Source organism: Streptococcus sp. KHUD_018, from assembly GCF_054861215.1.
Window position 1 is genome coordinate 661,175 of sequence record NZ_CM142176.1, and the last position, 15,597, is coordinate 676,771.

Consider the following 15,597-nt stretch of genomic DNA (forward strand, 5'->3'; position numbering starts at 1 on the left):
ATTTTTTATTGCAAGTTAACCTTATTTTTCAAGATATAGTAGGTTCCGAGGTAGTAGATAATTGCTAGAATGAAATCTTTGAGGATATCAACGCTAATTAGGAGGTTAAAATCATAATCCATTCGGAAGAAGATAGAAATATAGCCAATCACGATGTTAAGCACGATATAGGCTAAAATTCCCATAGCGGTACGATACTCGTTAAATAGTTGACCAATTGAGATGCAAAGGTAAATAGATAAAATCCAAGTAATTGAACCCACCAGAAGAGAGAGGGCATAGAGCCAACCGTAACCGAGATAAGGAGAGATAAATCGATAGAGGAGCGGCAAATCTTTCACTACAGGGGTGAGTGAGAAGATAATAATGATACTCAAGATAAATACAATATAGCTTATGATTGACCAAATGAGAGCACCCAGTAATTTGGCGGTGATGATCTGGTGTTCAGAGACGGGCAGAGTCAATGTAAGATAGCCCTGACGATCGTAGACACTTCCCTTGAAGCGTCGAACGATTAGAAAGATAGTCGCGATCCAGAGAGTAACGCTGAGCCCACCAAAAACTAAGATCAGAAAGCCTAACAGATAGTAGGGATCATTACCATAGCTAGTGTAGGTCTGACTAATGCCAGAAATGGATGCACCAATCAAAACCGAAATTGCAAGCACAGCACCGTAGAGAGCTAGATACCATTTGTTAACATTTTTAAATTCATAACGAACTAAATTCCAAAACATAATAATCTCCTTTAACTAAGCTTTGAACTCCTGGCGGAAGAGCTGGTCAATCGACTCACCTGACTCATAACGAATATCATCAACATTTCCTTGACGGACGACTTTTCCGTTATTTAGGAAGATGATTTCGTCCAAGATCGGCTCAATATCTGAAATCAAGTGGGTAGAAATCAAAACAGTTGAAGTTGGTGAGTAGTTGTTGATGATGGTGTTCAAGATATAGTCACGGGCAGCTGGATCCACACCACCAATCGGTTCGTCGAGCACGTAGAGACGAGCTTCACGGCTCATAACCAGGATAAGCTGAACCTTTTCCTTGTTTCCTTTTGACAATTTCTTGAGGCGACTGTTTTCATCAATGCCAAGATCTGCTAAAAGATGCTGAGCCCGCTCAAGATTGAAATCTTGGTAGAAAGTTTTAAAGTAGGTCAGTGCTTCTTTGATTTTCATCTGTTCATTCAGATAAGTCGTGTCTGGTAGATAAGAGACAATGGCTTTGGTAGCAGGACTTGGGTCCATGTTGTTAATGAGGACACGGCCTTGATCTGGTTGGAGAAGTCCGTTGATCAGCTTGATCAGGGTTGTTTTTCCAGATCCGTTTGGACCGAGAAGCCCGACGATTTTTCCAGCGGGAATCTCAAGGGAAACATTGTTAAGGGCTGCCGTAGCCCCATAGGATTTGGATACATTTTCAAATGCTAGTAATGTCATAATTTTACACTCCTTTGATGTATTCGCTAAGCACACTTGGCAGTTCTTCTTTTTGATAGCCGAATTGAAGCATGCCCGTTACAAAGTTTTTCAGTTGCTCCTCGGAAAGTTGTTTGCGGGACTGAAGGATGAGGTCCAAATCCTCGGTGACAAATCGACCAGTTGTCCGCTTGCTGTATACAAATCCTTCACGTTCGAGGTCAGACAAGGCGCGCTGAATGGTATTAGGATTGACCCCAGCCTCGCTCGCCAAATCTCTCACGGTAGGGAGCTGTTGGTTGGGTTCCAGCTCATGGGAAACAATCTGTAGTTTGATTTTTTCCATAATCTGTAAATAAATCGGTTTTGTATTATCAAATGACCAGGACATCATAGTCTCCTTTCTTTGTCTTTCTTGTTCTAATTAAATAATACAATAAAACAAAAAACTTGTCAAGTAAAAATAAGAATTGTTTTGGGAATTGCTCAAAAAATGGTATAATGAAAAGAAAACGACAAGGAGGGAAATGCATGCGTTGTCCAAAATGTGGGGCTACCAAGTCTAGTGTTGTTGATAGTCGACAAGCCGAAGAAGGAAATACCATCCGCCGAAGACGCGAGTGCGACGAGTGTCAGCATCGTTTTACAACCTATGAACGAGTAGAAGAAAGAACGCTGGTTGTCGTCAAAAAAGACGGTACGCGAGAGCAGTTTTCGAGAGATAAAATCTTTAATGGGATTATCCGCTCAGCCCAGAAACGTCCTGTTTCAAGTGATGAAATCGGCATGGTGGTCAATCGCATCGAGCAAAAACTCCGTAGTCGCAGTGAGAATGAGATCCAAAGTGAATATATTGGTTCTTTAGTCATGGAAGAATTGGCGGAGCTGGATGAGATTACCTATGTTCGTTTTGCCAGTGTTTATCGTAGTTTTAAGGATGTGAGTGAGTTGGAGAGTCTGCTCCAGCAAATCACCCAGTCCTCTAAAAAGAAAAAGGAAAAATAGATGAAACCAAATGACCGTTTTTCTTTTCTAAAGAATAATCGGGTGTCGCAAGATACCTCTTCTCTGGTGCAGTGCTACCTCCCGATTATCGGTCAGGAGGCGCTGAGCCTCTATCTATATGCCATTACCTTTTGGGATGGTGGGCAAAAGGAACACCTTTTTGCTAACATTCTTAATCATTTGAACTTCGGGATGAATACGCTCCTCCAGTCTTTTAAAATCTTATCTGCTGTGGATTTGTTGACTCTCTACCAGAAGGGGGAAGTCTATGAATTGCAGCTTCATTCTCCCCTTTCAAGTCAGGAATTTCTAAGTCATTCTGTCTATAGTAGACTTTTGGAGAAAAAGATAGGTGATACAGCTGTTTCTGCCATGAAGCAGGCTCCAAGTGAGGGAGAAGCACTCTCTGTTTCTTTGAGTCAAGTCTTTCCAACCCTGACTGAAGAAGTGACACCAAGCGAGTCAAAAAACAGGGTGAAAAATGATTTTGACTTGGAACATTTTCAGCGCCTGATGGCTCGAGATGGCTTGCGTTTTGAAAACGAGCAGGCGGATGTTCTGGAATTGTTTGCCATCGCAGATGAAAAAAAATGGACCTGGTTTGAAACCTATCAATTAGCCAAGGCGACAGCGGTGGCTCAAGCCATCTCAGTCAAACGAATGCGTGAAAAGATAGCGCAAAAGCAGGTTTCTTCTGACTTTAGTCCCAAAGAAATGACCATTATCAGGGAAGCCAAAAACAAAACTCCCCTTCAGTTTCTAGCGGAAATCAAGCAAACGCGTAAGGGGAACATCACCCAGAGCGAACGGGCACTCCTTCACCAGATGGCGTCTGTAGGTTTGTTAGACGAAGTCATTAATATCGTCTTGCTTCTAACCTTTAACAAGGTTGATTCGGCTAATGTCAATGAAAAATATGCCATGAAGGTTGCCAATGACTATGCTTACCAAAAAATTCGAACAGCAGAAGAGGCTGTGCTTCGGATTCGAGAACGTCAGCAAAAAGGCCAGGAAGACCAAAAATCGAAAACTAGCTCGACTAAGACAAATGTTCCCAAGTGGAGCAATCCAGAATATAAAAATCAAACCAGTGAGGAGACTCGTCTGGAACTAGAACGTAAAAAACAAGAAATGTTAGCCCGATTAGAAGAAGGAGGAGACTAGATGGAAAGTGTTGGTGACGTTATCAAACGTCAGACAAGTCGTTTTCAGTATCAGGACCTAGTCCAGCAGATTATGAAAGACCCAGATGTAGCGGCTTTTATCCAGAAAGAATCCCTCAGCCAAGAGGAGTTAAATCGTAGCATCTCCAAGTTCAATCAATATATCACAGAACGGGACAAGTTTCTTCGTGGGGATGCGGACTATATAGCGCGTGGCTACAAGCCTATCTTGGTCATGAATCACGGTTATGCGGATGTGTCTTATGAAGAAACACCAGAACTAATCGCGGCAGAAAAAGAGGCTGCAATTAAGAATCGTCTTAAGTTGATCAATCTACCAGCCAGTCTCAAGAAAGCGAAGTTGGCTCAGATTGACCTGGATGATCTAGGACGCTTGCCGATTTTTGAGAGACTCTATTCCTTTGTTGACCTTTACCCAAGCATCCGAAAGGGCCTCTATCTTTACGGAGATTTTGGTGTTGGTAAGAGTTTCATGATGGCGGCATTAGCTCACGACTTATCTGAAAAACGTGGTGCCTCAACGACTATTCTCCACTATCCAAGTTTTGTCATTGATGTGAAAAATGCCATCGGTGAAGGTTCTGTGAAGACCTTGGTGGATGACATCAAGTTAGCAGAGGTCTTAGTCTTGGATGATATTGGTGCAGAACAGTCGACCCCTTGGGTGCGTGATGAGATTCTTCAAGTCATTCTTCAGTACCGCATGCAGGAAGATTTGCCGACCTTCTTTACTTCCAACTTTAATTTCCAAGATTTGGAAAAACATTTTGCCAAAGGAAAGAATGGAAATGACGAGACTTGGGAAGCTAGACGGGTCATGGAACGAATCCGTTATTTAGCAGAGGAAACGAGACTAGAAGGAGAAAATCGCCGATGACAGAAACCATTAAACTGATGAAAGCCCATACTTCAGTTCGTCGTTTTAAGGAGCAAGAGATTCCTCAAGCAGACTTGGACGAGATTTTGACTGCTGGACAAATGGCGTCATCTTGGAAAAATTTCCAATCCTACTCTGTGATTCTTGTGCGCAGTCAAGAGAAGAAAGATGCCTTATACGAACTGGTTCCTCAGGAAGCCATTCGCCAGTCAGCAGCCTTTTTGCTTTTTGTCGGTGACTTGAACCGAGCTGAAAAGGGAGCAAGCCTTCATACGGACAGTTTCCAACCTCAAGGAGTGGAAGGTCTCCTTATCACGTCTGTGGACGCTGCGCTTGCAGGGCAAAATACCTTGCTTGCAGCAGAGAGTCTGGGATATGGTGGTGTTATCATCGGCTTAGTCCGTTACAAGTCAGAAGAAGTGGCAGAGCTTTTTAACTTGCCTGACTATACCTACCCAGTTTTTGGGATTGCCCTTGGCGTGCCAAATCAACAACACGAGGTCAAACCAAGACTGCCTTTGAACCAAGTGGTTTTTGAAGAAGAATACCAAGAACAGCCAGTTGAAGCGATTTTGGACTATGACATAGTTCAGGCAGACTATGCTGGTGCGCGTGCGACGACCTCTTGGAGTCAACGTTTGGCAGAGCAGTTTGGTCAAGCCGAACCTCGTTCAACTCGGAAGAATCTAGAACAGAAAAAGTTATTGTAGAAAGTGAGAAAACATGGCCTTACCAACTATTGCCATTGTGGGACGTCCCAATGTTGGGAAATCAACCCTATTTAATCGGATCGCTGGTGAGCGGATCTCAATCGTAGAAGATGTCGAGGGCGTGACACGTGACCGTATCTATGCAACGGGTGAGTGGCTCAATCGTTCCTTTAGTATGATTGATACGGGAGGGATTGACGATGTCGATGCTCCCTTTATGGAACAAATCAAGCACCAGGCAGAAATCGCTATGGAAGAAGCGGATGTCATCGTCTTTGTAGTTTCTGGGAAAGAAGGGATTACAGATGCGGACGAGTACGTAGCTCGCAAACTCTATAAAACCCATAAACCCGTTATCCTAGCGGTTAACAAGGTTGATAACCCTGAAATGCGAAATGATATCTATGATTTCTATGCTCTGGGCTTGGGTGAACCTCTGCCAATTTCGTCTGTCCACGGTATTGGTACAGGGGATGTGTTAGACGCCATCGTCGAAAATCTCCCACATGAAGTCGAAGATGAAAATCCAGATGTCATTAAATTTAGCCTGATTGGTCGTCCAAACGTTGGAAAATCAAGTTTGATCAATGCTATCTTGGGAGAAGATCGTGTGATTGCTAGTCCAGTAGCTGGAACAACGCGTGATGCCATTGATACCCATTTTACAGATGCGGATGGCCAAGAGTTTACCATGATTGATACAGCTGGTATGCGTAAGTCTGGTAAAGTCTATGAAAATACGGAGAAATACTCTGTTATGCGTGCCATGCGTGCCATTGACCGTTCTGACGTAGTCTTGATGGTCCTCAATGCCGAAGAAGGTATTCGTGAGTACGACAAGCGTATCGCAGGTTTTGCCCACGAAGCAGGTAAAGGGATGATTATCGTGGTCAATAAGTGGGATACTCTTGAGAAAGACAACCACACCATGAAGAAATGGGAAGAAGATATCCGTGAGCAGTTCCAATACCTGCCTTACGCACCGATTATCTTTGTGTCGGCTCTTACCAAGCAACGACTCCACAAACTGCCTGAGATGATCAAGCAAATTAGTGAAAGTCAAAACACCCGTATCCCATCAGCTGTCTTGAACGATGTGATTATGGATGCCATTGCTATCAACCCAACACCGACAGACAAAGGAAAACGCCTCAAGATTTTCTACGCGACTCAAGTGGCAACCAAGCCACCAACCTTTGTCATCTTTGTCAATGAAGAAGAACTCATGCACTTCTCTTACTTGCGTTTCTTGGAAAATCAAATCCGCAAGGCCTTTGTCTTTGAGGGAACACCGATTCACTTGATTGCAAGAAAACGGAAATAAACGGCTCTTTGTCAACTGTAGTGGGTTGAAGTCAGCTAAGATCGAGAAAGGACGAATTTCATCCTTTCTTTTTTGATGTTGAGAGCGATGAAAATTCTTTTATTGAAGTTTTCAAAGTTTCGAAAACCAAAGGCATTTCGTTTGATAAGTTTAATGAGATTATTAGTCGCTTCCAATTTTGCGTTGGAATAGGGTAATTGGAGAGTGTTGACGATCTTTTCTTTATCCTTGAGGAAGGTTTTAAAGACAGTCTGAAAAAGAGGATGAACCTGCTTCAGATTGTCCTCAATAAGTCCGAAAAATTTCTCGGGTTCCTTATTCTGAAAGTGAAAAAGCAAGAGCTGATAGAGATTATAGTGGTGTTTCAAGTCTTCTGAATAGCTCAAAAGCTTGTCTAGAATCTCTTTATTCGTTAAGTACATGCAAAAAGTAGGACGATAAAATCGCTTATCGCTGAGTTTACGACTATCTTGCTGGATGAGTTTCCAGTAGCGCTTGATAGCCTTGTATTCATGGGATTTTCGATCGAATTGATTCATCATTTGGACACGAATACGGCTTATAGCACGGCTAAGATGTTGTACAATGTGAAAACGATCTAGAACGATTCTAGCACATGGAAAAAGCTGTTTAGCCAAGTTATAGTAAGGGCTAAACATATCCATTGTAATGATTTTCACCTGACAGCGAACGACTCTATCGTAGCGAAGAAAGTGATTTCGGATGACAGCTTGTGTCCTGCCTTCAAGAACGGTGATGATATTAAGCTTGTCAAAATCTTGCGCAATAAAGCTCATCTTCATCTCCCGATTGAAACAGTCACTCCCCTGACTGTTTCAACATCCCAAGACATAATCTCTGGAAGTCGGCTAAAGTCATGTTTAAAGTGAGAGTCATTGAGCTTGCGAATGACAGTTGAAGTTGAAATGGAAAGCTGGTGAGCGATATCGGTCATAGAAGTCTTTTCAATCAACTTTTGAGCAATCTTTTGATTGATAATATGAGGAATTTGGTGATTTTTCTTGACGAGAGAAGTCTCAGCGAACAACATTTTCAAACAATGATAGCACTTGAAACGACGCTTTTTCAGAAGAATTCTAGTAGGCATACCAGTTGTTTCAAGGTAAGGAATTTTAGACGGTTTTTGAAAGTCATATTTTTTCATTTGACTTCCACAATCAGGACAAGATGGGGCGTCGTAGTCCAGTTTAGCGGTGATTTCCTTGAGGGTATCTCTATTAATAACATCCATAATTTGGATATTAGGGGCTTTAATGTCTAGTAATTTTGTGATAAAATGTAATGGTTCCATATGATTCTTTCTAATGAGTTGTTTAGTCGCTTTTCATTATAAATCTTATGGGACTTTTTTTCTAGAACAAAATAGGCTCCATAAGATCTATAGGGGATTTACCCACTACAAATATTATAGAGCTTTTTCTTTTAGCGCTTGTATAAAAATTGAAAGTTCTATAATGAAGTTAGCCAGCCAACTTTCCTAAAAATGAGCTGGTTCAACTAGTCTATGTTGTTAAATGAAATCTAGTTATAGGCATAAGAAAACACCTCTGTGTTATACTTGTTGTTCACCACAAACACAAGAAAGGCACAGAGATGCAAATCAATTATACTACAAAAGCTAAACACTTGACAATCCATAGCCGTCGCTTAATCGAACGATGGAAAAATGAAGGAAAATCAAATAGAGAAATCGCCTCTCTACTTGGAAAAGCTCCTCAGACCATCCACAATGAAATCAAGAGTGGTACAGTCCTACAATGTATTGGAAAGGGACGTTTCAAAGCGAAAAACTACTGTCTACTGGCCTTGACGAATCAAAGGAGCAGACACCAAATCATTCGATTAATTCCAAATAAAATCGCTGAGTCTGTCAATCAGGCTCTAAAACTCATCTTAAGACAACACAAGATTCTTTCCATCACGGCAGATAATGGAGCCGAATTCAACCGCTTGTCTGATGTGTTTTCTAAGGAACATATCTACTATGCACACCCCTATGCCTCTTGGGAAAGTGGAACCAATGAGAATCACAACAGGCTCATTCGTAGATGGTTGCCTAAGGGAACTAAGAAAACGCCTCCTAAAGAAGTCGCTTTCATCGAAAATTGGATCAACAACTATCCTAAAAAATGCTTGGACTACAAGTCTCCCAGAGAAGACTGCTTGCTGGCTAACTTGAACTTGAAATTTAGCCTTGTATAAAAATTTAAGAAAAACGGAAAAATTTTTTTATAAAAGCCTTTACAAAAAAAATAAAAGTGGTATAATTAATACATAACCAAAGGCAAACGTTTTCGTAAAACGTTTGCCTAAAAAATATAAAGGAGATTTGAATGATGAAAGCTACATTCAAAAATGTCTTGTCTTTCGAATTTTGGCAAAAATTCGGTAAGGCATTGATGGTGGTTATCGCTGTTATGCCAGCGGCTGGATTGATGATTTCAATCGGTAAGTCGCTTGCATTGATTGACCCAAATCTTGCCCCACTTGTTATTACAGGTGGAATTCTTGAGCAAATCGGTTGGGGAGTTATCGGTAACCTTCATATTTTGTTTGCTCTTGCTATCGGTGGTAGCTGGGCTAAAGAACGTGCAGGCGGTGCTTTTGCAGCAGGACTTGCCTTTATCTTAATCAACCGTATCACTGGTACTATCTTTGGAGTTACAAGTGATATGCTGAAAAACCCTGAGGCTATGGTCACTACTCTCTTTGGAGGCTCAATCAAAGTTTCTGATTACTTCATCAGTGTTCTTGAAGCACCAGCATTGAACATGGGTGTTTTTGTAGGGATTATCTCTGGTTTTGTAGGGGCAACTGCCTTTAACAAATACTACAACTTCCGTAAACTTCCAGATGCACTTTCATTCTTTAACGGAAAACGCTTCGTACCATTCGTTGTCATCCTTCGTTCAGCTATTGCAGCAATTGTACTTGCAGCTTTCTGGCCAGTTGTTCAAACAGGTATCAACAACTTTGGTATCTGGATTGCCAATTCACAAGAAACAGCACCTGTTCTTGCACCATTCTTGTATGGTACTTTGGAACGTTTGCTCTTGCCATTTGGTCTTCACCACATGTTGACTATCCCAATGAACTATACAGCTCTTGGTGGTACTTATGACATTTTAACTGGTGCAGCTAAAGGTACTCAAGTATTCGGTCAAGACCCACTATGGCTTGCATGGGTAACAGACCTTGTAAACCTTAAAGGTACTGATGCTAGTCAATACCAACACTTGTTAGATACTGTTCACCCAGCTCGTTTCAAAGTTGGACAAATGATTGGTTCATTCGGTATCTTGATGGGTGTCATCGTTGCTATCTACCGCAATGTTGATGCTGACAAGAAACACCAATACAAGGGTATGATGATTGCGACAGCCCTTGCAACATTCTTGACAGGGGTTACTGAACCTATCGAGTATATGTTTATGTTTATCGCAACACCTCTTTACCTAGTGTATGCTCTTGTTCAAGGTGCTGCCTTTGCTATGGCGGATATCGTTCACCTTCGTGTGCACTCATTCGGTTCAATTGAATTCTTGACTCGTACTCCGCTAGCTATCAACGCTGGTCTTGGTATGGATATCATTAACTTTATCTGGGTAACTGTCCTCTTTGCAGTCATCATGTACTTCATTGCCAACTTCATGATCAAGAAATTCAACTACGCAACTCCAGGACGTAACGGAAACTACGAAACAGCTGAAGGAACATCAGAAGAAGCAGCTCCTGGAACTCCAAAAGTTGCAGCAGCTTCTCAAGCCGTAAACATCATTAACCTTCTTGGTGGTCGTGCAAATATCGTAGATGTGGATGCATGTATGACTCGTCTTCGTGTAACTGTTAAAGACGCAGATCGCGTTGGTACTGAGGAACAATGGAAAGCAGAAGGAGCTATGGGTCTTGTCATGAAAGGACAAGGTGTCCAAGCTATCTACGGACCAAAAGCTGACGTATTGAAATCTGATATCCAAGATATCCTTGACTCAGGTGAAGTAATTCCTGAAACTCTTCCAAGCCAAATGACAGAAACTCAACAAAATACTGTACACTACAAAGGTGTAACTGAAGAAGTTTACTCAGTAGCTGACGGTCAAGTTGTTGCTTTAGAACAAGTGGAAGATCCAGTTTTTGCTCAAAAAATGATGGGTGATGGATTTGCAGTAGAGCCAGCAAATGGTAACATTGTATCTCCAGTTACTGGTACTGTATCAAGTATCTTCCCAACAAAACACGCTCTTGGTCTTGTCACTGACTCAGGTCTTGAAGTGCTTGTTCATATTGGTTTGGATACAGTAAGTCTTGAAGGAAAACCATTTACTGTTCATGTCTCTGAAGGACAAAAAGTGGCCGCTGGTGACCTTCTTGTCACAGCTGACTTGGATGCTATTCGAGAAGCAGGACGCAAAACATCAACAGTGGTTGTCTTCACAAATGGTGATGTCCTCAAATCAGTTAAATTAGAACAAACAGGTTCTCTTGCAGCTAAAACAGCAGTTGCTAAAGTAGAATTGTAATATACTTGGGGTTGGAAGCTGTTTTCCAACCTCTTGTTTTAGGAGAAAAGCATGAAATTTCTAACACTCAATACCCACAGTTGGATGGAGAAGGAAGCAGAGGAAAAATTCCAAATCTTATTCCAAGACATTCTTGATAAGGATTATGATTTGATTTGTTTCCAAGAAATCAATCAAGAAATGACTTCGCCTGAGGTAGAGGTTAACAATCACTATCAAGCTTTACCATCAGCAGAACCCATTCATCAGGACCACTATGTCCGACTTCTGGTTGAAAAATTGTCTGAGAAAGGGAAAAACTACTACTGGACTTGGGCTTACAATCATATTGGCTATGACCGCTACCATGAAGGCGTAGCCATCTTATCCAAAACACCTATTAAGGCGCGTGAGATTTTAGTATCAGATGTAGATGATCCAACGGACTACCATACTCGTCGCGTTGCCTTGGCTGAGACAGAGGTTGAAGGTAAGGAACTTGCTCTTGCAAGCGTTCATCTCTCTTGGTGGGATAAAGGTTTCCAAGAAGAATGGGCACGATTTGAGGCTGTACTAAAAGAGTTGAAGAAACCTCTAATTTTAGCGGGTGATTTTAATAATCCAGCTGGTCAGGAAGGCTATCAAGCGATTTTAGCTAGCCCATTAGGATTACAAGACGCGTTTGAAGTTGCGAAAGAAAGAAGTGGTAGCTATACCGTTCCACCAGAAATTGATGGCTGGAAAGGCAATACCGAGCCATTACGAATCGACTACGTCTTTACGACCAAAGAGTTAGAAGTAGAGAGTTTGCAAGTAGTTTTTGATGGACAAAATAGTCCACAAGTCAGTGATCATTATGGTTTGAATGCTGTATTGACCTGGAAATAATGAAAGAGGTTGGAACCAGAGAGTTCCAACTTTTTAATCTATTCGAATCTTTACTACAGGACTGAGACTCAAATGGGGCTACTGCAATAGGACAAAATATGGTATAATTGAAAAGATAGAATCGAGGATAGTATGTCATTTAAGAAATTTCAATTTAAAAATTATATAGTAGAAGCCTTGGAGGAGTTAAAATTTACAACTCCGACAGAGGTACAAGAAAAATTAATCCCTATTGTACTGGCAGGTCGTGACTTGGTGGGCGAGTCAAAAACAGGTTCAGGAAAGACCCACACTTTCTTACTACCCATTTTTCAGCAATTAGATGAAACTAGCGATAGTGTGCAAGCGGTCATTACTGCACCAAGTCGTGAGTTGGCTACTCAGATCTACCAAGCAGCCCGTCAGATTGCAGCTCACTCAGATGTCGAAGTTCGTGTGGTTAATTATGTGGGTGGTACGGATAAGGCGCGTCAGATTGAAAAACTTGCCAGCAACCAACCACATATTGTTATCGGAACGCCAGGTCGCATCTATGACTTGGTCAAATCTGGTGATTTGGCTATTCACAAGGCCAAGACCTTTGTAATTGATGAAGCGGATATGACCTTGGATATGGGATTCTTGGAAACCGTTGATAAGATTGCAGGGAGCCTTCCAAAAGACTTGCAATTCATGGTCTTTTCAGCAACTATTCCACAAAAATTGCAACCATTCTTGAAAAAATACTTGTCAAATCCTGTCATGGAAAAAATCAAGACTAAGACAGTCATTTCTGATACGATTGATAATTGGTTGATTTCGACCAAGGGCCGCGACAAGAATGCTCAAATTTACCAGCTGACTCAGTTGATGCAGCCTTATTTGGCAATGATTTTTGTTAACACAAAAACGCGTGCTGATGAGTTACATGCCTACTTGACTGCTCAAGGATTGAAGGTAGCTAAGATTCATGGAGACATTGCTCCTCGTGAACGCAAACGGATCATGAATCAGGTGAAAAATCTGGATTTTGAGTACATTGTCGCAACAGACTTGGCAGCGCGTGGGATTGACATTGAAGGTGTCAGCCATGTTATTAATGATGCCATTCCGCAAGACTTGTCCTTCTTTGTTCACCGTGTTGGACGGACTGGGCGCAACGGACTGCCTGGTACAGCTATTACCCTTTACCAGCCAAGCGATGACTCGGATATCCGTGAGTTGGAGAAATTAGGAATCAAGTTTACTCCTAAGATGGTCAAAGACGGAGAGTTTCAAGATACCTATGACCGTGATCGTCGTGCCAACCGTGAAAAGAAGCAGGATAAGCTTGATATTGAAATGATTGGCTTGGTCAAAAAGAAAAAGAAAAAAGTCAAACCAGGCTATAAGAAGAAGATTCAATGGGCGGTGGATGAAAAACGCCGCAAAACAAAGCGTGCTGAAAATCGCGCACGTGGCCGTGCAGAGCGAAAAGCCAAACGCCAAACTTTCTAAGAACAAAATTGGAGCTGAATGGCTCCTTTTTCTAACTTCGTTTTATGATTTTTCAAAAATACTGCAAAAAAAAGTAAAAAGTGGTATAATGATAAGGTTATATAGTCCCGATAAGATGGTAGAAATTTCTATCAGTACTTTGTAACTCGCAAAGAATGACGGCTCCAAAGTCACTCGTCCTTCTACGGTTGCCGCTATAATGCGGTCACCCTATGCGCCTTACTAGCTTCAGAAATAAAAAAGTATCGTTTTATTTCTTTCGCTTCGTAACTCGCATAGAATGACGGCTCCAAAGTCACTCGTCCTTCTACGGTTGCCGCTATAATGCGATCACCCTATGCGCCTTACTAGCTTCAGAAATAAAAAAGTATCGTTTTTATTTCTTTTGCGTCGTAACTCGCAAAGAATGACGGCTCCAAAGTCACTCGTCCTTCTACGGTTGCTGCTATAATGCGGTCACCTTATGCGCCTTACTAGCTTCAGAAATAAAAAAGTATCGTTTTATTTCTTTCGCGTCGTAACTCTTAGACTGTAGAGATACCTATCAGTACTTTGTAACTCTATAACAATATTTTTTAAGGGGGGACATTTTTATGTCAGAACGTAAATTATTCACGTCTGAATCTGTATCTGAGGGGCATCCGGATAAGATTGCAGACCAAATTTCAGATGCGATTTTGGATGCTATTTTAGCTAAGGATCCAGAGGCGCATGTTGCTGCTGAGACAGCTGTATACACTGGTTCTGTCCACGTTTTTGGTGAAATTTCTACAAATGCCTACGTGGATATTAACCGTGTAGTTCGTGATACTATCGCCGAGATTGGCTATACCAATACAGAATATGGATTTTCTGCGGAGACGGTGGGAGTCCATCCGTCTTTAGTGGAACAATCTCCAGATATTGCTCAAGGAGTTAATGAAGCCTTGGAGGTTCGTGGGAATGCAGATCAAGATCCATTGGACTTGATTGGAGCTGGTGACCAAGGTCTCATGTTTGGATTTGCTGTGGATGAGACAGAGGAACTCATGCCATTGCCAATCTCGCTTAGCCACAAACTGGTTCGTCGTTTGGCAGAACTTCGCAAGTCTGGTGAAATCAGCTATCTTCGCCCAGATGCCAAATCCCAAGTGACTGTTGAATACGATGAGAATGACCGTCCAGTGCGCGTGGATACAGTCGTTATTTCTACTCAGCACGATCCAGAAGCTACTAATGAACAAATCCATCAAGATGTGATTAACAAGGTTATCAAAGAAGTTATTCCATCCTCTTACTTGGATGAGCAAACAAAATTCTTCATCAATCCAACTGGTCGCTTTGTCATCGGTGGACCTCAAGGAGACTCAGGTTTGACTGGCCGTAAGATTATCGTGGATACTTATGGTGGCTACTCTCGTCACGGTGGTGGTGCCTTCTCTGGTAAGGATGCGACTAAGGTGGACCGTTCAGCCTCATATGCGGCTCGTTATATTGCCAAAAATATTGTTGCAGCGGGTCTGGCTAAGAAGGCAGAAGTTCAATTGGCCTACGCTATCGGTGTTGCGCAACCTGTTTCTGTTCGTATCGATACCTTCGGTACAGGAACAGTAGCTGAAAGCAAACTTGAAAAAGCGGCTCGTCAAATCTTTGATCTTCGCCCCGCAGGAATTATTCAAATGCTGGACCTCAAACGCCCAATTTATCGTCAAACAGCGGCTTATGGACATATGGGACGTACAGATATTGACCTTCCGTGGGAACGTTTGGATAAGGTAGATGCTTTGAAAGAAGCTGTGAAATAAAATAAAAAAGTTTGGTAATATTACCAAGCTTTTTTGCAAAAGAAAACCAGCTTAGAGCTGGCTTTCTTATTTTGTAGGAATAGAAATTTCAATCAGTTTATCTGAATAAAGCGTCTTGATATTAGCTTCATCAATTTTTTGTTTATCAATCTTGCGTTTCATGAAGAAATCTTGAATGGTTTCGATTTCTGGCTCACGAATAGCGCGGTGTTTGTTGGAAATGAGGATTTCATAGTGAAGCGGAGCTTGTGTGAAAATCACATCTGTGTTTCCAGCAGAATAGACCTCAACAAGGGTTGCGTCAGTACTTTCTAATTGGCTTTTAACAAGTTGCGAGTGTGAATTAGTCGTGTTGATAAGCTTCATAATAGTTCCTCCAGTTTTCTAACTCTATTATAG

Annotated in this window: 15 protein-coding genes; 10 read left to right on the forward strand and 5 right to left on the reverse strand. The window is 41.7% G+C overall.

Going from position 1 to position 15,597, the window contains the following annotated elements; all coding sequences use genetic code 11:
• Positions 1 to 5 precede the first annotated feature (5 nt).
• From ACVBD2_RS03340 to ACVBD2_RS03350, 3 genes are read right to left on the reverse strand one after another with little or no spacing between them, the layout of a single operon-like run.
• Positions 6 to 740: a hypothetical protein gene (locus ACVBD2_RS03340; protein ID WP_000498778.1), complete on the reverse strand. Its 735-nt coding sequence runs from the start codon at positions 738 to 740 to the stop codon at positions 6 to 8.
• 15 nt (positions 741 to 755) lie between these two features.
• The gene (locus ACVBD2_RS03345; protein WP_084946298.1) at positions 756 to 1,451 is read right to left on the reverse strand and encodes an ABC transporter ATP-binding protein; all 696 of its coding nucleotides are present in this window, start codon (positions 1,449 to 1,451) and stop codon (positions 756 to 758) included.
• A gap of 4 nt (positions 1,452 to 1,455) precedes the next feature.
• Positions 1,456 to 1,821, reverse strand: a complete 366-nt coding sequence (locus ACVBD2_RS03350) for a GntR family transcriptional regulator (protein WP_461686115.1) — start codon at positions 1,819 to 1,821, stop codon at positions 1,456 to 1,458.
• A 140-nt stretch (positions 1,822 to 1,961) separates the two neighbouring features.
• Between ACVBD2_RS03350 and nrdR the strand changes: the two genes are divergently transcribed.
• Genes nrdR through der form a run of 5 tightly spaced genes read left to right on the forward strand, consistent with a single transcriptional unit; the run spans position 1,962 to position 6,530 of the window.
• Positions 1,962 to 2,435, forward strand: a complete 474-nt coding sequence (gene nrdR, locus ACVBD2_RS03355) for a transcriptional regulator NrdR (protein ID WP_001203676.1) — start codon at positions 1,962 to 1,964, stop codon at positions 2,433 to 2,435.
• Positions 2,436 to 3,599, forward strand: coding sequence for a replication initiation and membrane attachment family protein (locus ACVBD2_RS03360; RefSeq protein ID WP_461686116.1), 1,164 nt, complete (start codon positions 2,436 to 2,438; stop codon positions 3,597 to 3,599).
• The gene (gene dnaI, locus ACVBD2_RS03365; RefSeq protein WP_007521157.1) at positions 3,600 to 4,496 is read left to right on the forward strand and encodes a primosomal protein DnaI; all 897 of its coding nucleotides are present in this window, start codon (positions 3,600 to 3,602) and stop codon (positions 4,494 to 4,496) included.
• Positions 4,493 to 5,206 carry an NADPH-dependent oxidoreductase gene (locus tag ACVBD2_RS03370; protein ID WP_461686117.1) on the forward strand — a complete coding sequence of 238 codons (714 nt, stop codon included), beginning with the start codon at positions 4,493 to 4,495 and terminating at the stop codon, positions 5,204 to 5,206. Before dnaI ends, ACVBD2_RS03370 begins: the two co-directional genes overlap by 4 nt.
• A gap of 13 nt (positions 5,207 to 5,219) precedes the next feature.
• On the forward strand, positions 5,220 to 6,530 hold the full coding sequence (gene der / locus ACVBD2_RS03375; protein ID WP_461686118.1) for a ribosome biogenesis GTPase Der: 1,311 nt from the start codon (positions 5,220 to 5,222) through the stop codon (positions 6,528 to 6,530).
• Between the two features lie 35 nt (positions 6,531 to 6,565).
• Here der and ACVBD2_RS03380 read toward each other — a convergent pair.
• Positions 6,566 to 7,842 (reverse strand): ISL3 family transposase gene (locus tag ACVBD2_RS03380; RefSeq protein ID WP_461686119.1). Its coding sequence is split into 2 segments (ribosomal slippage): positions 6,566 to 7,332 and positions 7,332 to 7,842, totalling 1,278 coding nucleotides; the frame shifts between segments, so codons are not numbered across the junction.
• 302 nt (positions 7,843 to 8,144) lie between these two features.
• Here ACVBD2_RS03380 and ACVBD2_RS03385 point away from each other — a divergent pair.
• The 5 genes from ACVBD2_RS03385 (at position 8,145) to metK (ending at position 15,198) form a co-directional block, all read left to right on the forward strand.
• Positions 8,145 to 8,753 carry an IS30 family transposase gene (locus ACVBD2_RS03385; protein WP_461686120.1) on the forward strand — a complete coding sequence of 203 codons (609 nt, stop codon included), beginning with the start codon at positions 8,145 to 8,147 and terminating at the stop codon, positions 8,751 to 8,753.
• A gap of 131 nt (positions 8,754 to 8,884) precedes the next feature.
• Entirely contained in the window at positions 8,885 to 11,071 is a 2,187-nt protein-coding gene (locus ACVBD2_RS03390; protein WP_461686121.1) for a PTS transporter subunit IIBC, read from the forward strand.
• 51 nt (positions 11,072 to 11,122) lie between these two features.
• On the forward strand, positions 11,123 to 11,938 hold the full coding sequence (locus ACVBD2_RS03395; RefSeq protein WP_049485409.1) for an endonuclease/exonuclease/phosphatase family protein: 816 nt from the start codon (positions 11,123 to 11,125) through the stop codon (positions 11,936 to 11,938).
• A 132-nt stretch (positions 11,939 to 12,070) separates the two neighbouring features.
• The gene (locus ACVBD2_RS03400) at positions 12,071 to 13,414 is read left to right on the forward strand and encodes a DEAD/DEAH box helicase (RefSeq protein WP_008284610.1); all 1,344 of its coding nucleotides are present in this window, start codon (positions 12,071 to 12,073) and stop codon (positions 13,412 to 13,414) included.
• A 593-nt stretch (positions 13,415 to 14,007) separates the two neighbouring features.
• Positions 14,008 to 15,198: a methionine adenosyltransferase gene (gene metK / locus ACVBD2_RS03405; RefSeq protein ID WP_261009736.1), complete on the forward strand. Its 1,191-nt coding sequence runs from the start codon at positions 14,008 to 14,010 to the stop codon at positions 15,196 to 15,198.
• A gap of 66 nt (positions 15,199 to 15,264) precedes the next feature.
• Here the strand turns inward: metK and ACVBD2_RS03410 are convergent, their stop codons facing one another.
• A complete protein-coding gene (locus ACVBD2_RS03410) occupies positions 15,265 to 15,564 on the reverse strand; it encodes a DUF1827 family protein (protein ID WP_173258722.1) in 300 nt (99 codons plus the stop codon).
• Positions 15,565 to 15,597 lie beyond the last annotated feature (33 nt).